Origin of the sequence: Azoarcus sp. KH32C, from assembly GCF_000349945.1 — a bacterium.
Taxonomy (GTDB): domain Bacteria; phylum Pseudomonadota; class Gammaproteobacteria; order Burkholderiales; family Rhodocyclaceae; genus Aromatoleum.
Genome location: NC_020516.1, coordinates 3,009,966 through 3,029,198, shown reverse-complemented (window position 1 = coordinate 3,029,198; position 19,233 = coordinate 3,009,966). Strand labels below are relative to the sequence as shown.

Annotated in this window: 19 protein-coding genes; 17 read left to right on the top strand and 2 right to left on the bottom strand. The window is 66.4% G+C overall.

Annotated features, from left to right (window positions below):
- Window position 1 precedes the first annotated feature (1 nt).
- The 7 genes from AZKH_RS13240 (at window position 2) to AZKH_RS13210 (ending at window position 8,948) form a co-directional block, all read left to right on the top strand.
- Complete coding sequence (locus AZKH_RS13240) at window positions 2-1,708, top strand: alpha-glucosidase (RefSeq protein ID WP_015436289.1); 1,707 nt, start codon at window positions 2-4, stop codon at window positions 1,706-1,708.
- A 37-nt stretch (window positions 1,709-1,745) separates the two neighbouring features.
- Window positions 1,746-3,014 carry an ABC transporter substrate-binding protein gene (locus AZKH_RS13235; RefSeq protein ID WP_015436288.1) on the top strand — a complete coding sequence of 423 codons (1,269 nt, stop codon included), beginning with the start codon at window positions 1,746-1,748 and terminating at the stop codon, window positions 3,012-3,014.
- Window positions 3,015-3,113: 99 nt separating this feature from the next.
- Window positions 3,114-4,118: a carbohydrate ABC transporter permease gene (locus AZKH_RS13230; protein WP_015436287.1), complete on the top strand. Its 1,005-nt coding sequence runs from the start codon at window positions 3,114-3,116 to the stop codon at window positions 4,116-4,118.
- Window positions 4,115-4,960 carry a carbohydrate ABC transporter permease gene (locus tag AZKH_RS13225; protein ID WP_015436286.1) on the top strand — a complete coding sequence of 282 codons (846 nt, stop codon included), beginning with the start codon at window positions 4,115-4,117 and terminating at the stop codon, window positions 4,958-4,960. Before AZKH_RS13230 ends, AZKH_RS13225 begins: the two co-directional genes overlap by 4 nt.
- Window positions 4,961-4,995: 35 nt before the next feature.
- A complete protein-coding gene (locus AZKH_RS13220) occupies window positions 4,996-6,171 on the top strand; it encodes an ABC transporter ATP-binding protein (protein WP_015436285.1) in 1,176 nt (391 codons plus the stop codon).
- Window positions 6,172-6,183: 12 nt separating this feature from the next.
- Window positions 6,184-7,758 (top strand): alpha,alpha-trehalase TreF, encoded by a 1,575-nt coding sequence (gene treF, locus AZKH_RS13215; RefSeq protein WP_015436284.1) that lies wholly within the window; start codon window positions 6,184-6,186, stop codon window positions 7,756-7,758.
- Window positions 7,759-7,787: 29 nt separating this feature from the next.
- Window positions 7,788-8,948, top strand: a complete 1,161-nt coding sequence (locus tag AZKH_RS13210; RefSeq protein WP_015436283.1) for an MFS transporter — start codon at window positions 7,788-7,790, stop codon at window positions 8,946-8,948.
- Window positions 8,949-8,952: 4 nt separating this feature from the next.
- On the opposite strand, the gene AZKH_RS13205 is transcribed toward AZKH_RS13210, so the two are convergent.
- Window positions 8,953-9,636, bottom strand: coding sequence for a DUF6781 family protein (locus tag AZKH_RS13205; RefSeq protein WP_015436282.1), 684 nt, complete (start codon window positions 9,634-9,636; stop codon window positions 8,953-8,955).
- A 160-nt stretch (window positions 9,637-9,796) separates the two neighbouring features.
- On the opposite strand from AZKH_RS13205, the gene AZKH_RS13200 reads away from it, so the two are divergent.
- From AZKH_RS13200 to AZKH_RS13165, 9 genes are all read left to right on the top strand, one after another.
- Complete coding sequence (locus AZKH_RS13200; protein ID WP_015436281.1) at window positions 9,797-11,272, top strand: aminoacyl-histidine dipeptidase; 1,476 nt, start codon at window positions 9,797-9,799, stop codon at window positions 11,270-11,272.
- Window positions 11,269-11,496, top strand: coding sequence for a DUF3820 family protein (locus tag AZKH_RS13195; protein WP_015436280.1), 228 nt, complete (start codon window positions 11,269-11,271; stop codon window positions 11,494-11,496). The genes AZKH_RS13200 and AZKH_RS13195 overlap by 4 nt, the downstream gene beginning before the upstream one ends.
- Before the next feature lie 70 nt (window positions 11,497-11,566).
- The gene (locus tag AZKH_RS13190) at window positions 11,567-12,052 is read left to right on the top strand and encodes an adenosine-specific kinase (RefSeq protein ID WP_015436279.1); all 486 of its coding nucleotides are present in this window, start codon (window positions 11,567-11,569) and stop codon (window positions 12,050-12,052) included.
- 34 nt (window positions 12,053-12,086) lie between these two features.
- Complete coding sequence (locus tag AZKH_RS13185; protein WP_015436278.1) at window positions 12,087-14,543, top strand: EAL domain-containing protein; 2,457 nt, start codon at window positions 12,087-12,089, stop codon at window positions 14,541-14,543.
- Window positions 14,544-14,632: 89 nt separating this feature from the next.
- On the top strand, window positions 14,633-15,547 hold the full coding sequence (locus AZKH_RS13180) for a DNA-3-methyladenine glycosylase (RefSeq protein ID WP_015436277.1): 915 nt from the start codon (window positions 14,633-14,635) through the stop codon (window positions 15,545-15,547).
- A gap of 215 nt (window positions 15,548-15,762) precedes the next feature.
- A complete protein-coding gene (locus tag AZKH_RS27300) occupies window positions 15,763-15,939 on the top strand; it encodes a hypothetical protein (protein WP_015436276.1) in 177 nt (58 codons plus the stop codon).
- 26 nt (window positions 15,940-15,965) lie between these two features.
- The gene (locus AZKH_RS13175) at window positions 15,966-16,202 is read left to right on the top strand and encodes a hypothetical protein (RefSeq protein WP_015436275.1); all 237 of its coding nucleotides are present in this window, start codon (window positions 15,966-15,968) and stop codon (window positions 16,200-16,202) included.
- A 37-nt stretch (window positions 16,203-16,239) separates the two neighbouring features.
- Window positions 16,240-17,115 (top strand): SDR family oxidoreductase, encoded by an 876-nt coding sequence (locus AZKH_RS13170; RefSeq protein ID WP_015436274.1) that lies wholly within the window; start codon window positions 16,240-16,242, stop codon window positions 17,113-17,115.
- A gap of 121 nt (window positions 17,116-17,236) precedes the next feature.
- Window positions 17,237-17,617, top strand: coding sequence for a four-helix bundle copper-binding protein (locus AZKH_RS13165; protein WP_015436273.1), 381 nt, complete (start codon window positions 17,237-17,239; stop codon window positions 17,615-17,617).
- Window positions 17,618-17,638: 21 nt separating this feature from the next.
- Here AZKH_RS13165 and AZKH_RS13160 read toward each other — a convergent pair whose 3' ends face one another.
- On the bottom strand, window positions 17,639-18,187 hold the full coding sequence (locus AZKH_RS13160; protein ID WP_015436272.1) for a hypothetical protein: 549 nt from the start codon (window positions 18,185-18,187) through the stop codon (window positions 17,639-17,641).
- A gap of 254 nt (window positions 18,188-18,441) precedes the next feature.
- Between AZKH_RS13160 and AZKH_RS13155 the strand changes: the two genes are divergently transcribed.
- On the top strand, window positions 18,442-19,233 hold the full coding sequence (locus AZKH_RS13155) for a hypothetical protein (protein WP_015436271.1): 792 nt from the start codon (window positions 18,442-18,444) through the stop codon (window positions 19,231-19,233).

Genomic DNA, 19,233 nt, shown 5'->3' with positions numbered 1-19,233 from the left:
AATGAAAAAAGAAGGCATCAAGCCGGTGAGCAAGGCCTGGTGGAAGGAGGCGGTCGCCTACCAGATCTACCCGCGCAGCTTCATGGACTCGAACGGCGACGGCATCGGCGACCTCAACGGCATCACGATGCGCCTCGACTACCTGAAATCGCTCGGCGTCGACGTGATCTGGATCTGCCCGATGTACAAGTCGCCGAACGACGACAACGGCTACGACATCGCGGACTACCACGCGATCATGGACGAGTTCGGCACGATGGCGGATTTCGACCGCCTGCTCGACGCGGTGCACAGCCGCGGCATGCGCCTGATCCTCGACCTCGTGGTCAATCACACCAGCGACGAGCACGCCTGGTTCGTCGAATCACGTTCCTCGCGCGACAACCCGAAGCGCGACTGGTACGTGTGGCGCGAGGGCAAGGGCGGCGAGCCCGGCACGCCCGCCGACGAGCCGAACAACTGGGAAAGCATCTTCAAGGGCTCGGCGTGGAAGTACGACGAGACGACCGGCCAGTACTTCCTGCATCTGTTCTCGACCAAGCAGCCGGATCTCAACTGGGAGAACCCGGAGGTCCGCGGCGCCGTGAACGACATGGTGCGCTGGTGGCTCGACAAGGGCATCGACGGCTTCCGCCTCGACGCGGTGAGCCACATGAAGAAGGTGCCCGGGCTGCCGGACCTCCCCAATCCGGACAAGCTCGACCACGTGCCGAGCTTCGACATGCACATGAACGTGCCCGGCGTGCTGGACTACATGGACAGCCTGTGCCAGGAGAGCTTCCGCCACTACGACATCATGACGGTGGGCGAGGCCAACGGCGTTTCGGCCGAGCAGTCGGTGGAATGGGTCGGCGAGGCGCATCAGCGTCTGAACATGCTCTTCCAGTTCGAGCACCTGACGCTGTGGGCGAATGACCCGTCCGCGCCGCTCGATCTCGTCGCGCTGAAGAAGATCTTCACGCGCTGGCAGACCACGCTCGACGGCGTGGGCTGGAACGCGCTCTTCCTCGAAAACCACGACATCCCGCGCATCGTGTCGAAGTGGGGGGATGTCCGGAATTACTGGCGCGAGAGCACGACGGCGCTGTCGACGATGTACTTCCTGATGCAGGGCACGCCCTTCATCTACCAGGGCCAGGAAATCGGCATGACGAACGTGCGCTTCGACAGCATCGACGATTTCAACTGCGTCTTCGCTCGCAACGACTACGCGCTGCAGCGCGCGAAAGGCGTGCCGGTGGAAGAGGTGATCGCAAAGCTGTCGGTGATCGCGCGCGACAACTCGCGCACGCCGATGCAGTGGGATGCGTCGCCGAATGCCGGTTTCACGTCCGGCCGCCCGTGGCTCAAGGTCAACGAAAACTACACTGCAATCAACGTCGCCGATCAGGAAACGGATCCGGACTCGGTGCTCAACTACCACCGCAAGCTGATCCGGCTGCGCAAGGCCGAACCGGTTCTGGTCTATGGCCGCTATACGCTGCTGATGGCGGATGACCCGCAGATCTATGCCTACACCCGCACGCTGGACGACGGACGCTTCCTCGTGATCACCAACCTGTCCGGGAAGGACGCCACATACCGGCACGACGGCTTCGCGCTGCACCATGCCGACCTGATGCTCGCGAACGTCGCGGTCGCACCCCACGACGAGACGCGCGCGCTGATTCTGCGTCCCTATGAAGCGCGCGTCTATCGCGTGAGCTGATGTGCACCACACCACAAGACATAACCGAGGAGACATCATGAAGAAACTGCTGCCCACCGCCCTGGCTGCGACCCTGTTCGCCGTGCTGCCCGCCGCCCACGCCGACACGCTGAAGATGGCCTGCAACATCTCCGGGGCGATGAAGCCCTACTGCGAACACGTCAAGCAGCGCTTCGAGTCGGAAACGCCGCACAAGCTCGAATTCATCGAGATGCCGGCGGCCTCCGACGAGAAACTCGCGCTCTACCAGCAGATCTTCGCGGCGAAGGACGGCAGCGCCGTCGACGTGCTGTCGGTCGACGTGATCTGGGTCGGCCTGCTCGACAAGCATCTCTACGACCTGACCGACAAGGTCAAGGACCTGGAGCCGGCCTTCTTCCCGAACAACTGGAAGAACAACGTCGTCAATGGCCGCATCAAGGCCGTCCCGGGTCAGCTCGACGCCGGGATGCTGTACTACCGCAAGGATCTCCTCGAAAAGTACAAGGAGCAGCCGCCCAAGACCTGGGAAGAACTGACGCGGATCGCGACCAAGATTCAGAAGGCCGAACGCGATGCCGGGCAGAAGAACATGTGGGGCCTGGTCTTCCAGGGCAAGGCGTACGAGGGGCTGGGCTGCGACGTGCTGGAATGGGTCGCGTCCTACAACGGCGGCACCTTCGTAGACCCGGCGGGCAACATCACGATCAACAACCCGAAGGCCGCCAAGGCACTGAACACCGCCGCGAGCTGGGTCGGCACGATCGCGCCGAAAGGTGTGATGGGCTATCAGGAAGAGGAGTCGCGCGCGGTGTTCCAGAACGGCGACGCGGTGTTCATGCGCAACTGGCCCTATGCCTACCTGCTGACGCAGGACAAGAGCAGCCCCGTGAAGGGCAAGGTCGGCGTCGTGCCGATCCCGATGGGGGGCGAGGACGGCCAGCACGCCGCGACCCTCGGCGGCTGGCAGTGGGCGGTGAGCGCGTACTCGAAGAATCCGGAGGCCGGCGCGAAGCTGGTGCGCATCCTGTCCGAGGCGGAGACGCAAAAGCGCGCCTTCCTGTTGCTGGGCATCCCGCCGGCACGCATCGAGAGCTACCAGGACGCCGAAGTCCAGGCCAAGGCGCCTTACCTTGCGGAGTTCAAGGACGTCTTCGCGAACGCCGTGCCGCGCCCCTCGACGCCGACGCGCTCGCAATTCCCGAAGGTCTCGAAGGCGGTCTTCAACGCCGGCTATGACGTGCTGAGCGGGCGCGCGACCGGCGAGCAGGCCGTCGCCGACCTCGAAGAGAAGTTGAAGCGCATCAAGGGTCGCGAGTGGAAGTAATCATCGTGTAACGCCGACGCGGCCTGCATGCCCTCCGCCTATAACGGGGGCAATGCAGCGCCGCGCCGGGTGCCGACCGCGCCTATGGAGGAGACATTCATGACCCACAATTCACAAGGGCTGTTGCCCGCCGCGGGCCCGGCGATGGCAGGGCCCCGGGCCGAACCGCCGGCCGTGACGCGCAAGCGCAGCCTGCAGCAACGCCGCGCCCGTGCCGCCTGGCTGCTCGTCGCGCCGGCGCTGATCCTGCTGTTTGCGGTCGCCGGCTGGCCGCTCGTGCGGACGCTGTTCTACAGCTTCACCGACGCCGCGATGGACACCCCCGAGGAGTACAACTTCGTCGGGTTCGCGAACTACCTGGACTTCGCCGACGGCGAGCGCTTCGGCGTGCTGGCCGACCCGCTGTGGTGGCAGGCTGTCGGCAATACGCTCTGGTTCACCGGCTGCTCGGTATCGCTGGAACTCGTCTTCGGCATGCTGCTCGCGTTGCTGATGAACCAGAAGTTCCGCGGGCAGGGCCTCGTGCGCGCCGCGATCCTCGTGCCCTGGGCCATTCCGACCATCGTCACCGCGAAGATGTGGGGCTGGATGTTCCATGACCAGTATGGCGTCGTGAACGACTTGCTGACGCGCATCGGCCTCATCCACACGCCGCTCGCATGGATCGCCGAGCCCGACCTGTCGATGTGGGCCGTCGTGATCGCCGACGTGTGGAAGACGGTGCCTTTCATGGCGCTGATGCTGCTCGCCGCCCTGCAGATGATCCCGGCCGACCTCTACGAGGCCGCATGGGTTGACGGCGCGACGGCGTGGCAGCGATTCCGCCGCATCACGCTGCCGCTGATCATGCCGGCGATGATCGTCGCGCTGATCTTCCGTGCGATGGACGCGCTGCGCGTGTTCGACCTGATCTACGTGCTGACGTCCAACAGCGAGGCGACGATCTCGATCTCCGGCTACGCCCGCGAGCGCATGGTGTCCTTCCAGGAGATGGGGGCGGGTTCGGCCGCCTCGGTGCTGGTCTTCATGATGGTCGCCGGCATCGCCGCCTGCTTCCTGTGGATCAATCGCTTCAGCCACGAAGGCAAGGAGGCGCGGCAATGAAACTCACCCGCAAACAGAAGGAGCTGGGGGCGAAGTTCTGGATCTACCTCGCGGCGCTGGTCGTGACCGTAGTCTCCGTGTTCCCGTTCTACAACGCGGTGCTGACCTCGCTGCGCACCGGGCAGGATCTTTTCCTGACGAACTACCTGCCGACGAGCTTCCACTGGCAGAACTACCTCAACGCGCTGGGCGAAAACGGTGTCGGCCGCAGCCTGCTGAACTCCTTCGTCGTTGCAGCAGTGACGGTCGGGATCTGCCTGCTGGTGTCGATCACCGCGGCCTTCGCGTTGGCGCGGGTGCGCTTCCGCGGGCGCAAGTACATCCTCTTCACGATCCTGTGCGTGTCGATGTTCCCGCAGGTCGCGGTGCTGTCGGGGATGTTCGAGCTGGTGCGCTTCCTCGGCCTGTATGACTCGATCGGTTCGCTGATCCTGTCCTACACGACCTTCTCGCTGCCCTTCACGGTATGGGTGCTGACGACCTTCATGCGCTCGCTGCCGGTGGAACTCGAAGAGGCCGCGATCGTCGACGGCGCAGGCCTGTGGGTGATCATCACCCGCGTCTTCGCGCCGATCATGGGGCCCTCGCTCGTGACGACCGGGCTGCTGGCCTTCATCGGCGCATGGAACGAGTTCATGTTCGCGCTGACCTTCATCATCTCCAGCGACAAGCGCACCGTGCCGGTCGCCATCGGCATGCTGCAGGGCTCCTCCCAATATGAACTGCCCTGGGGCGAGATCATGGCCGCGTCGGTGATCGTGACGATCCCGATCATCGCGCTCGTGCTGATCTTCCAGAAGCGCATCGTCAGCGGTCTCACGGCCGGTGCCGTCAAAGGCTGACTCCGGACACTCGACCCCGACAAGGAATTACGAACATGGCACAACTGACTCTCGACAAACTCAACAAGCGCTACGGCGAATCGGCCCAGGTCATCAAGGGCATCGACCTGCAGGTGAATAGCGGCGAATTCGTCGTCATCGTCGGCCCGTCCGGCTGCGGCAAATCGACCTTGCTGCGGATGATCGCCGGCCTGGAGGACATCTCCGGCGGCGACATGTACATCGACGGCACTCGCGTGAACGACGACACGCCTTCCGAGCGCGGCATCGGCATGGTGTTCCAGTCCTACGCGCTGTACCCGCACATGACGGTGTACGAGAACATGGCCTTCGGCCTGCAGCTCGCGAAGCTGCCGAAGGCCGAGATCGCGCGCCGGGTGGAGGAGAGCGCCCGCATCCTGCAGCTCGAACCCCTGCTGCAGCGCCGCCCGAAGGACCTCTCCGGCGGCCAGCGCCAGCGCGTCGCGATCGGCCGCGCGATCGCCCGCGAGCCCAAGCTCTTCCTCTTCGACGAGCCGCTGTCCAACCTCGATGCCGCGCTGCGCGTGCAGATGCGCATGGAGATCGCCGCACTGCATCGCCGCCTGAAATCCACGATCATCTACGTGACCCACGATCAGGTCGAGGCGATGACGCTCGCGCAGCGCATCGTGGTCCTGAATCGCGGCAACGTGGAGCAGGTGGGTTCGCCGCTGGAACTTTACGACCATCCTGCCAACGAATTCGTGGCGCAGTTCATCGGTTCGCCGAAGATGAACCTGATGCCGGGGACCCTGTTGCGCGCAGGTACGGAGGCGAGCGTCGTCCAGCTCTGGAGCGGCAAGGAGCTCGCGATTCCGGTCGCGACGCCGGCCGCCGACGAAGGGCGCCCGGTGAAGCTCGGCATCCGGCCCGAGCACATCGAGTGGGGCGACGTCGCCGACGCGCCGAATCTTGCCGACGTTCTGTTCGTCGAACACATGGGCAACGAGACCTACCACTATCTCGACAACGCCGGCCGCGGAGATCCGTGGGTGGTGCGCAATCCGCACCGCAGCACCGTGACCGCGGGCGAAACGGTCGGATATCGGCTGCCTCCCGAACACTGCCACCTGTTCGCGGAAACGGGCGAAGCCTATCCGCGGCTGCGCGTCGGCGCCTCCGACACGCGGCCCGGCGAGGCGGCGCCGATCGTGTTTTCCGAGAGGGTTCGTGCCAACGCGGCACACTGAAAGGAAACGAACGTGAGCGACACCGGGCACAAGTCCACCGACGCGTTGTTCCACGCGGTCCAGCTTCTTCGTCTCTTCGCGGACTCGAAGACGTTTCCCGACTGCGTGCCAATCGTCGCGCCCGAAGTGATCCAGGAGCGCTTCCGGGCGCTGCTGGAAGATTTCGTGCGCACCCACTTCGTGATGTCCTCGGACCTCGAGGCGCCGCCGCCGGAGGCGGCGACCTCGCTGGCGTCGCACATCGATACGCTGTGGTCCGTGCTCGCGCGGCAACCGAGCGGCATCGAGACGGGATCGCTGATTCCGCTGCCGCACCCCTACGTCGTGCCCGGCGGGCGCTTCCGCGAAATCTATTACTGGGACAGCTACTTCACGATGGAAGGCCTGGTCGCATCCGACCGGCTCGACCTCGTCGAGTCGATGATCCAGAACTTCGCGTGGCTGATCGACACCTACGGTCATGTGCCCAACGGCAACCGGCGCTACTTCGTGAGCCGCTCGCAGCCGCCGGTGTTCTGCCTGATGCTGGAATTGTTCGAGCGCAAGGCGGGGTTCGAAGCGATCACGCGCTGGCTGCCGCAGCTTGAAACCGAGTACCGCTACTGGACGGACCGCGGCGTGCGCGGTTTCGCGGGCCGCCCGCTCGCCCATCGCCGCACCGTGATGCTGCGGGAGGACGTGATCCTCAATCGCTACTGGGACGAGCGCAACACGCCGCGCGAAGAGTCGTATGCCGAGGACGTCGAACTCTTCCATCAGGCGGCGCCCGAGTACCAGCACGCGCTCTACCGCAACCTGCGTGCGGGCGCGGAATCGGGCTGGGACTTCAGCTCGCGCTGGTGCCGCGACGGGGAGGGGCTGGAGAGCATCCGGACGACGGAGCTGTTGCCGGTCGATCTCAACAGCCTGTTGTATCGCGTCGAAGTCTGTCTCGCCGACTGGCTGGGCCGTGTCGGCGACGCGCGCGCGGCGGACTACGCCGCGGCCGCCGAGCGGCGCAAGGCGGCGCTGCTGGAATACTGCTGGGACGAGGAGAACGGCTGGTTCTTCGATTACTCGTTGAGCGACGGCGCGCGAACGGGCTGCTGGTCGCTCGCGGGGGCCTTCCCCTTGTACTGCGGCCTGCTCGACGACGCACACGCGTCGCGGGTCGCGCATGTGATCGAGACGCACTTCCTGCGGGCCGGCGGCGTCGTCACGACACTGACGGAGTCGCCGCAGCAATGGGACAGCCCCAACGGCTGGGCGCCGCTGCAATGGATCGTCGTCCAGGGGCTGCTGCGCCATGGCCACGCGGTGCTGGCACGGGAGATCGCCGCCCGCTTCGTCAGCCTCGCCGACCGCGTGTATCAGCGCACCGGCAAGCTGATGGAGAAGTACGACGTCTGCGACATGTCGCGCTTCGCGGGCGGGGGCGAGTACCCGGTGCAGGACGGCTTCGGCTGGACGAACGGTGTCGTGCGGGCGTTCATCTCCGAGTTCGGGGAGCAGGCGCGAGGCGAACCCGAGCGGCCGAGCGACCCCGCGGCCGATGCCCTGCTTGCCGTGATCCAGGACGCCGTCGCGTCGGCGACCGAGCAGTCCTGAACTATTCCCTCTCCAATCCTGAGGACACCATGTTGAAGTACAAGTTGGGGCCCCTGTGGGCCCTGTTGAACGGCTTCGTTGCGCTCGGAGCCGTGGGAAGCGTATTGATGGCTCGCCAGCCGGAATTCGTCGCCCGCTGGGGACTCGACAACGCGGAATGGGGTTGGGTGCTCTTTGCCGGAGGCTTGGGCGGGGTGCTCGCGTATCCGGTCAACCGTTGGGTGCTGGCGCGCTGGGGCAGCCGCGTGATGCTCGCGCGCTTCGGCCTCGCGGGCGGCGTGGTGCTCGCGTCGATTCCGTGGCTGCCGGGTCTTCCCGGCCTGCTCGTCGGACTGTTCGCACAGGGCATGATCTACAACGGCGTCGGCGTCGCGATCAACCACCAGGCCGCCGAATGGGAGCTGCGGCAAAGCACGCGGATGATGGGGCGGCTGCATGCGACCTTCTACGTCGGAAACGTGCTCTCGGCCTTCCTGAGCAGCATTCTGGCGGCGCTCGGCGTGGGACTCGCGCTGCATATGGCAGCGGTCGGCCTCGCCGTCGCGGCGATCCATCGTTTCGTGGCAGCGAACCTCGAACCCGCTCCGGCCGAACATGCGCAAGCCGCGCCGCCGCCTCACGTGCCGCTCGAGCTGTACCTGGGCACCGGCCTGTTGTTCGGATCGAGCATCGTGCTCGAACACGGGATGATGGGCTGGTCTTCGGCTTACCTGAGCCAGGAGCTGAAGGCGGGCCCGGGCGTCGCGGGGCTCGGCCTGGCCTTCTTTTCGGGCGCGATGGCCCTCGGTCGCATGTTCTCGGACGGATTCGTCACGCGGCACGGTCCGCGGAACGTCGTCCGGCGCGGCGCAATCGTTTCGGCGATCGCGCTGACGCTCGCGGCGATGCTGGGTTCCGTACCCGTTGCGATGCTCGCCTTCGGCGCGGTCGGGCTGGGGCTCGCGGCGGCGGCGCCCGTCGTGTTCTCGGCGGTCGGCCGCATCGGCGGCGAAGCGCTTGCGTTCGTCTCCGGGATCGGTGCGCTGGGCGGCCTGCTCGGGCCGTTGCTGCTCGGACGCGTCGCGAGCTTCGTGTCCCTGAACGGGGTACTCGTGACGCTGGCCGCGGTCAGCGTGCTGATCGCGTGGCAGGCCCGGGTGCTCGGCGCGCAGGCGGAACGGCCGATGCCGCTATCGACGGTGCGGCCCTGACGGGTCACAGGTCGGGCGGAGCGGACGGCGTGGCCGGGGGCTTACGGTCGTGCGACTTGCTCGGGTCGAGGCGGTCGGCGATCCCCCTGAGCATCCCGGACGCGAGCGCGGCAAGCAGACCGGCTTCGTTGCGCACGGTCCGGGCGCCCGTCTGTACCTGATCTCGGGTCAGGGCGGCCAGGGCGCGCGTCAGCTCGGCACTGGCAGCCGCTACCCGGCTGCCGATCTGCGTGCCGCTGTGGCGCGCGTGTTCGGCGAGCTCGTGCAGCGTCGTCCGCGCGAGTCCGTTGGCGGCACGTCCGGCGTCGGCGAGCGTGTTCAGGAAGTTGGACTCCATCGCACCGATCTGATCGAGCGTGCCCCGCAGTTCCTGCTTCGAAAACTCGCTGCCGCGGCCGATCGCTTCCTGCATCGCGAGCACGGTCGCCTGCGCAGCCGCTGCGAGCGCCTCGTCGAGCCCACGCACGGCCTGCCGCATTGCTTCCGTCCGTTCGCGGTCGGGGCGCTCGATCCCTTGTTGCGCGCCTCTCAGCACCGCGCTCGTGACCTCCTTCAGCGCCGCCGAATCGAGCCTGCCCTCGGATAGCGCCTTCAAGGTGATCGTGCGCACGCGGTCCGCAACGGAGGCCGTGTCGGCATCGACGGCCGCATGCACATCGCGTTCGATCCCTTCGGTAGACTGGCTCATGATTGCTCCCCCAAGGTTGGCAGTCTCATTCAGTATGGCCTCGCTCGCGGCCGATGGCGATGGAATCTTCCGGCGGAGATCGAACAATTCGTATCGAGGGGACACCAATGCATGTGGCGTGCCTTACCATGGGCCATTCGACCCGAATGTGAAACAGCCCATGTCCGATCCCGTCTTTTCCGGTCTCGAGCCCGCCACGGTGTGGGCCCACTTCGCCACCTTGTGCAGCATCCCGCGCCAGTCGAAGGCGGAGGGCGCCTTGCGCGATCGCATCCGGCAGTGGGCGGACGCCAAGGGCCTCGCAACGACGGTGGACGCGGCCGGCAACCTGCTGATCCGCAAGCCGCCCGCGCCAGGCTGCGAAGGCGCACCCGGTGTCGTGTTGCAGGGGCATCTCGACATGGTGTGCCAGAAGAATCCGGAGTCGCCGCACGATTTTTCGCGCGATCCGATCCGGCCCCTGCGCCAGGACGACTGGCTGGCCGCCGACGGCACGACGCTCGGGGCGGACAACGGCATCGGCGTTGCGCTGATCCTGTCTGTGCTCGAAGACGGGTCGTTGCTGCACGGGCCGATCGAAGCGCTGCTGACGGTGGACGAGGAAGCCGGCATGGGCGGCGCGCAAGGGCTGGAGGCGGGCGTCCTGCAGGGGCGCCTGATGCTCAATCTGGACACCGAAGAGTGGGGCGAGTTCTATATCGGCTGCGCGGGCGGCCTCGACGTCAACGTACACTGCGACGGCGCCGAAGAGCATTTTCCGACTGATTTCGAACCCTGGCGCATCGAACTTCATGGCCTGCGCGGCGGCCATTCGGGTGTGGATATCCACGAGGAGCGCGGCAACGCGATCAAGCTGCTGGTCCGAGTGCTGCGCGATCTCGAACGGCTGATGCCGCTGCGCCTCGCCGGTCTCGCAGGCGGCTCTGCGCGTAACGCGCTGCCGCGGGACGCCGTCGCCCGGGTGGCGGTCCCGCTTGGACGTGGGGCCGAGATCGCCGCGACCCTCGCGTCGTGGGAAGAACGCTTGCGCACGGAACTGAAGGGTGTGGACGAAGGCGTCAGCCTGCGGCTCGTGCAGGACGATCCCGGACCGGTGATGTCCGCGGAGGATCAGGCCGTGTGGCTCGCGTCCCTGCACGCCGCGCCGCACGGCGTGCACCGCCGCAGCCTGAGCGTTCCCGGCGTCGTAGAGACCTCCAACAACCTCGGCGTTGTGTCGCTGACGCCGACGGAGGGCTCGTGCAATTTCATGGTTCGCTCCCTGCTCGACGACGCGGCGCTCGCGCTCGCCGACGAGATCGTGAGCCTCTTCAGCCTGTCGGGAACCCGCGCAGAGCCGTCGGGCCACTATCCCGGTTGGGCACCGCAGGCCGATTCTCCGCTGTTGGCGCTGTGCCGCTCGGTCTATCAGCGCGAGTTCGGCGCCGAGTCGCACGTACAGGTCATCCACGCGGGGCTTGAATGCGGACTGATCGTCGCAAAATACCCGGACATGCAGATCGTGTCCTTCGGCCCGACGATCCGCGGCGCCCATGCGCCCGGTGAGCGCGTCGAGATCGCGTCGGTCGGGCGCGTCTGGCACCTGCTGACGGCCATCCTCGCCGCGACGGCCGCCGGCGGGGCGGCGCCGCAATGAATCCCGAGCATCTCGAAGCCCTCCTCACGACCGAGATGCCCTACGGCAAGTACAAGGGCCGCCTGATCGCGGACCTGCCGGGACACTACCTCAACTGGTTCGCGCGCGAAGGGTTTCCGTCGGGAAAGCTCGGCCGGCTCCTCGCACTGATGCACGAACTCGATCACAATGGCTTGACCGGCCTGCTGGCACCGCTGCGCAAGGGAATAAATCCGCAAATATAGGCATGTTGCCGACGAGCGTACGGTCGGGGTGCTATGTTGAAAGTGGTAGGCCTGCCTGGAGCAAGCGCACATGAACCTGACCGCCGTCCGGATCGACAAACCCGAGTCGATCAACTTCATTCTCGGCCAGACGCACTTCATCAAGTCAGCCGAAGACCTCCATGAAACGTTATTTACTTCAGTACCAGGCATACGCTTCGGTCTCGCCTTCTGCGAGGCTTCCGGGGACCGCCTGATACGGTGGTCGGGTACGGACCCGGACATGATTGCCCTGGCGCAGCGCAACGCGCAGGCGATCGGGGCCGGACACAGCTTCATCGTCTTCCTCGGGGAAGGCTACTACCCCGTGAATGTGCTGAATTCGATCAAGCAGGTGCCTGAGGTGTGCGGGATCTTTTGCGCGACGGCCAATCCGGTCGACGTGCTGATTGCGGAGACGGATCTCGGGCGCGGAATCGTCGGTGTCATCGACGGCTCGCCGCCGCTCGGGATCGAGGACGATGCGAAGATCGATTCGCGGAAGCAGCTTTTGCGGCATATCGGTTACAAGCTCTGAGGGGTGCCGAAGCCGCGATTTTTCGGGGCAGGCCATGAACGCAAGGGTTCGGGGCAAGGGAAGCAAGGCTGCGACGCTGGTCGCCGAGCAGCAATCGGCGCGCCAGGCCTTCTTGGCACTTCGGGCAATTCACCTCGCGTTGCGGCTGGCGACGAAGGAGGGCGATCTCGTCGCCAAGGTCTGCAAGGCCTTGGTTGAGACGGCCGGCTATCGCTTCGCGGCGATCCACTATGCCGACGCGGAATGCCTCACGCTGCGCAGCGTCGCCTCCTGCGGCTTGCCGCCCGACAACCAGGGCGAGCACGATCTGCTGGACATGGGCGAGCCAACCGGCACGGAAGACATCCGCGATGCGATCTGCGCCGGCCGTCCGTTCGTCGTTCAGGGCTGCGTCGACGACGAAACCGCCGCCGCTGACCACCCCGAAGCGCCGCGGCATCCCGCGGGCCATCCCCCCTTTATCGCGACCCTGCCGCTGCCGTGCAGCACCCGTGTGCCCGGTGCGCTGCTCGTCGCCACCGACTGCGCCGACGGTTTCGGCCCCGAAGCGATCGAGCTGCTGCAAGAGGCCGCGGACGGCCTTGCCTACGGTATCGGCACCCTGCGGCGGGCGCATCGCCACGCCGAAGCCGAGAAGGCACTGCAGCGGGTCAACCGTGCCCGCAAGACGCTGAGCGCCGTCAACCGCACCCTGGTTCGCGCCGCCGAGGAGCACACGCTGCTTGAGGACATCTGCCGCATCATCGTCGAAGAGGGCGGCTATCGGATGGCCTGGGTGGGCTTCGCGCAGCACGATGACGCGAAAACCATCGCGGTGCAGGCTCATTTCGGCATTGACCGCGCCTTCCTCGATTCGCAGGGACTCACGTGGGCGGATGGTGCGCGCGGACGCGGGGCGACCGGCATGGCGATCCGGACCGGACATCCGAGCATCGGCCGCGTCACCCGCGACGATCCGGATCTCGCGCCCTGGCGGGAAGAGGACCTGAGCCGCGGCCTGCTCGCATTCACGGCTTTCCCGCTGCGTGTCGGCGACGAGATCCTCGGCAACCTGACCATCGCGGCGGGCGAAGCCGACGCCTTCGATGCGGCCGAAGTCGAGCTGCTGACCGAACTTGCCGAGGACCTCGCCTTCGGCATCGCGACACTGCGCACGCGCCAGAAGAGCCGCGAGGCGCAGGAGACGATCAAACGCATGGCGGAGGAGGACGCGCTCACCGGGCTGCCGAACCGCTGGCGCCTGCGCATGCGCCTCGCCTCGGAAATCGAAGCCGCCAAGGCGTGGAATTCGCCGCTCGCCTTGCTCGTCCTCGGCGTGAACCACTTCCAGGAGATCAACGAGACGCTCGGCTACCAGCAGGGCGATGCGATGCTGTGCGAGATTTCGGCCCGCATCCGCAAGGTGATTCCCGACGCCGCGAACGTCGCGCGCGTCGGCGAATCCGAATTCGCGATCCTGCTGCAGCGCGCCGATGCCGCGGCCGCATCGCGCACCGCGCAACGCCTGCTGCTCGAACTGCTCGAGCCGGTCGCTGTCGGCGAGATCATGCTCGACGCGGGCGCGAGCATCGGCACGGCCGTGTTCCCGGGCCACGGCAACGAGCCCGACGTACTGATCCGCCGCGCCAACGTGGCGATGCACCAGGCTCGCCAGCAGGGCCAGGGGCACGCGCTCTATACCGGCGGGCGAGACCGCGAATGCGCGCAGCGGCTTGCGCTGATCGGCGACCTCCATCGGGCGATAGACCGCGGCGAGATGCGGCTCTACTGCCAGCCGAAGGCGCGCTTCTCGAACCGCAGCCTTTGCGGTGTAGAGGCGCTGGTCCGCTGGGAACACCCGCAGCGCGGCACACTCTGGCCGGGCGATTTCATTGGTCTGGCCGAACAGAGCGGACTGATCAGCCCGCTCACCGATTGGGTGATGCAGGCCGCGTTCCGGCAGAGCTACGTCTGGCGCGAAGCGGGCCTGGTGATGCCGGTGGCCGTCAATCTGTCGGCGCGCGACTTGCGCGATCCCAAGCTGCTGGAGCGCATACGCAACCACTTCGCGACCTGGGGCGCGGACCCGACGACAGTGCAGTTCGAGCTCACCGAGAGCGCGTTGATGCAGGACCCGCAGGGCTGCCGCGACACGCTGTATCGCCTGAAGGATCTCGGGACTGATCTCTTCATCGACGACTTCGGCACCGGTTACTCCTCGCTGTCCTACCTGCAGAAGCTGCCCGTCGATGCGATCAAGATCGACAAGTCCTTCGTGCAGGACATGCTGTCGAACAACGATTCCGCGGTGATCGTGCGCTCGACGATAGACCTCGCGCACGACCTCGACCTCGAAGTCGTCGCCGAGGGCGTCGAGAACCCGGCCGGCTGGGAACACCTGTCGGCACAGGGCTGCGACGTCGCGCAGGGCTACGTGATCAGCGAGCCTATCCTTGCCGAGTCCTTCGCCAACTGGCGTTGGGCCGGGGCGAGCGATCCGCAGCTGCACTGAATATCGCCGAATTCGACAGCAAGAGCCGGGGTGCCTTGCCGGCTCGGCGGCCTTAGACTGAAGCCTTTCGCCGATTCCCCACCCGCGAAATGAGCGCACGGCTTTCCAGCATCCTGCCACTGCCCGCCGGCTTCCGGTCCCGCGACATCCTCGCCTTTCACAAGCGCGACGCACAGGAAGTCGGCGAACGGGTGGGCGTGGATGTGCTGGAGAAGGGGATGCAGTGGGAGGGGCGGCCCGCTTGTCTCAGCATCCGTTTCGGCACCGGGCAGGCCATCGCCGAGCTTGCCATCGACGGCGACGCGCCCGTCGGTGGGGAAGGGCGCTTCGAAGCGATGGCGCGCCGCATGCTGGGGCTGGGGCAGGGCATCGAGGCCTTCGAAGAGCGCTACCGCGACCACCCCGGCCTCGGCCCCTTGCTGGCCCGCCAGTCCGGCTTGCGGGTGCCGGTGACGGCAACGCCTTTCGAAGCGCTCACGTGGGCGGTCACGGGGCAGCAAATCAGCGTCGGCGCCGCCGTTTCGCTGCGCCGCAAGCTCATCCTCGCGACGGGCGTGCGGCATTCCGGCGGATTGATGTGCTACCCGGAAGCGCGCCAGGTCGGCGCGCTGGCCGAGGACGAGCTCAGGGGCGCCGGTTTTTCGGCCGCAAAGGCGAGAACGCTGTTGACGGTGTCGCAACTCGCGGCCGACGATCGACTCCCGCTCGACACGTGGTGCCAGACGTTGCCCGTCGTGCTGCCCGTCGACGAGATCCGCGATCGGCTGCTCGAACTGCGCGGCATCGGCCCCTGGACCGTCAATTACATGCTGCTGCGGGGTTTCGGCTGGCTTGACGGCTCGCTGCATGGCGACGTTGCCGTGCGACGCGGAATCCAGACGCTGATCGCTTCGCCCGACCGGATCGGCGAAAACCTGGCCAGGGAATGGCTCGCCGACTTCTCGCCCTGGCGCGCGCTGGTCGCCGCCCACCTCTGGGCCGCGCAGTCCTCCACCGCCTACTGAGCACGGCTGTCTGCGCGTCATGGTCGACGGCCGTTCCTCACGCCGGACCAGGACGGCGTTTGGCCGGCATGCCGCTGATGTTAGCGATACATGTGTAAGTCCTACTGCCGGCGCGGCATCCCTCGTCTGCGAACGCTACCAACAACGCGGGAACATGGTTTGCACTCAACGGGGCAAACAATCGACGCATGGTGGTACGCCGCGTCTAGCCCGCCATGCTGAGTGCCGAACTCCTCGACAGCGCCTGCTGGGCTCTCCTGATCCGCCTCGCCAAGGAGGCGGATCAGGATGCGGTACTCCCGCAGTTCCAGCGGGCGCTCAAACGCGAAAACGAGCACGTGGCACGGGTGAAGGACTGGCTGGAGACGATGCTGCTCGGCGAAATCGGCTGAGCGGCGAACCGAAGGAGGTACAGAAGATGAACGCACTTGAAGACATCCATGGTCACGACGTGAAGGTCTATTCGAGCGACACGGGCCACCCCGTTCAAGAGGAATCGGAGTCGCAACCCGCTTCGAAGGAGCGGCTCGCTGCGGTCCGCGAGCGCTGCCGCGAACAGGTGGTGCTGCGCCCCTGGACGGCTCTGGCGCTCGCATCGCTCGCCGGAGGCGCACTCGGAGCGGTCGCGGGCTTCTACGCGCGCGGACGCCGTTGAGCACCCGAGACGGATAGCCGGAACGGGGAGGCGAGCAATGAGCGAAAAAGAAGGGCGGAAACAGCATCAGACCCTGCCGCCGCAGCATCAGGACGTCCAGCCCGGCCGCGAAGCGCCGATGAGGCCGCAACCCCAGGACCACATGAAGGATTACCGGGGGGCAGGCAAGCTCGAGGGCAAGGTCGCGATCGTCACAGGTGGCGACAGCGGCATCGGGCGGGCGGTCGCAATCGGCTTTGCGAAGGAGGGTGCAGACGTCGCCGTGGTCTACCTCGAAGAGCACGAGGACGCGGAGGACACCCGCCGCAGCGTCGAGGCCGCAGGCAGGCGCTGCCTGCTGATCGCAGGCGATGTCGGGAACGAGGACTTCACCAAGGACGTCGTCGGGCAGGTGATCAAGGAATTCGGCCGGCTCGACATCGTCGTGAACAACGCCGCCGAGCAGCATCCGCAGGAGAGCCTCGAAGGGATCACGCGCGAACAGCTCGAACGCACCTTCCGGACCAACCTCTTCGCGATGTTCGACCTCACGAAGCACTCGCTCTCCCACCTCAAGGAAGGCGCCTGCATCATCAACACGACCTCCGTCACGGCCTATCGCGGCAGTGCCCACCTCATCGACTATTCGGCCACCAAGGGCGCGATCGTGTCCTTCACGCGCTCGCTCGCGCAGTCGCTGGCATCGAAGGGCATTCGCGTCAATGCGGTGGCCCCCGGCCCGATCTGGACGCCGCTGATCCCCTCGACCTTCGAGGAGGAGAAGGTGGCGAGCTTCGGCGCTAAGGAGCCCCTGGGCCGGCCCGGCCAGCCGGACGAGGTCGCGCCCAGCTACATCTTCCTGGCCAGCTCCGACTCGAGCTACATGACGGGGCAGGTGCTGCATCCGAACGGCGGCGAGATCATCAACGGCTGAGGCGACCGATTCGATGAAAGCCGCGCCTGCAAGCTTCGGAAGGACCCTCACGGAACGCTGATTGCACCGGCTGCGCCAGTGCCGGGCGCCCGCCGGCATTTATTGACCAAGGAGAATATCGATGAACATGTCCGCATTCGCGCCCGCGGGCGCCGAACTCGCCCGCGAAATCGGCCTGTCGCAAGATATCGCCGAATGCATCGAACACTGCCGTTCCTGCGAGCTCGTGTGCCTCGGCATGGCAACCGGTCATTGTCTGCGCAAGGGCGGCCGGCACGTCGAAGAAGACCACCTGCGCACGATGATCGTCTGCGCCCGAACATGTGCGCTGGCGGCGGAGGTGCTCACGACCGGCTCGTCGCTGCACCGCCAGATCTGCGCGGTGTGCGCGGATGTCTGCGACGCCTGCATCTCGAGCTGCCGCGACCTCGACGAGATGGAGCTGTGCATCGAGGCGTGCCGGCGTTGCAAGGACTCTTGCGAGAATATGACGGATATGTGAGGTCGCCGGAAGGGCGGCCGTTCAGATCGCCGGGCTGCGGTCCTCGCCGGTGCCGATATCGAGCCGTCCGTCGGCGGCGCGCGTCGCGGCCGGCATCGATGCGGCGTGCTCCTCGGTGGCCAGTTGCACCCGCCGGCTCAGCTCTCCGCCTTCGAGGCTTTCGCAGGCCTCCGGGATCACGGTCGTCTCCACCTCGTCGAGATAGGTCTGCGCGCTGCGGACGAAGAACTTGTAGAGCGCATTGAACGCGGCATCGTCGGCGATATAGGACAGCGCGTCCAGGCGCTCGAGGAGTTGCCTCGCGGCCTCGCAACGGGCCACCGCCTCCGGCAGGCCCTGGGTCGGCGAGTCGCTCTGGGACTTCAGCACATCAAGAATCTCGCATTCGAGGCGCGAGTGATGCAGGAGCTGGCGTCCGAGTTCATCCATTTCGCGACGTAGCGCAGCGGTCACATCCCGCGACGGAAGTGCCGGATCATCGGCTTCCTGGCCGGGGATCGTGAGACGCGAGCGCAAGGCCCGGTGCTCCTGAAGGAATTCTTCCAGCACATTCTGAGCCGATTCTGTCATGGGACACCTGTGATAAAGCCGCAGCCGCAACGCACGTGCCGCCAACCGCTGCAAGCCGCATGCCTACGGGTTTTCCGGCGGACACTGCCGCGTGCCGCCCGAGCTCAGTAGGAATTACACCCGGCACGTAGGAATTTCGTTCCACCCTCAGCGACAGGGAATGGGGGGAGCGGGCAGACGCCGGAACGTCCTTTGCTCGCAAACGCATACGCCCCTCGGGGCCGGCTTTTACCTGCAGAACGAGAGGATGAGCAATGGAAACCAGGACGATAGAAACGACGGCTTACGAGCTCGAACACACGTCGGTGACGACCGGAATCCGGTGGGGTGCCGTGGTCGCCGGTTTTGCGGTGGGCGTGGGAGTCCATCTGCTGCTGACCCTGATCGGGGTCGCCGGTGGATTCGCGGCATTCGGAGCCGGCGCCCGGCCCGGCGGCAGCGGTATTTCGATTGCCGCTGCGCTCTGGAACACCGTGAGCATGCTGATTTCCGCCTTCGTCGGCGGATACGTCGCGGCGCGCAGTTCGTCGCTGCGGCGAAGCACCGACGGGGTACTGCACGGCATCGTCGCTTGGGGAGCGACCGTGCTGTTCTTCGCGATCGTGACGGGCTCGGTCACCGGAAATGCGCTGACCGGCATGTTCAACACCGCTTCGTCGGTTGCGGCGACTCCAGGCAACGAATCGGCCATCGCCGAGCTGTTCTCAAGCATCGAACGCGGCGACCGGGCGACGGCGACGAACGTGCTCCGTGACCGGCTCGGAATGACCGAAAACCAGGCGACGGCGGCGGTCGACCGGGCAATGGCGATGCGCAGGGGACGCCCCGAAACGCAGGCAGAGGCGAACCGCGTCGAAGATGCCGCCCAGGCCGCATCGATCGCCAGCACGTGGTTGAGCGCGGCGATGCTCTTGTCCCTGCTCGCGGGTGCGGGCGGCGGAATGGTGGGTGCGCGCGGCGCGCGTCGGCGCGCGATGCCGGGACGCTACGGCGAGCAGCGCGCGGTGCAAACGCGGGTCGTACATCACGTACCGACTCCGGGCTGA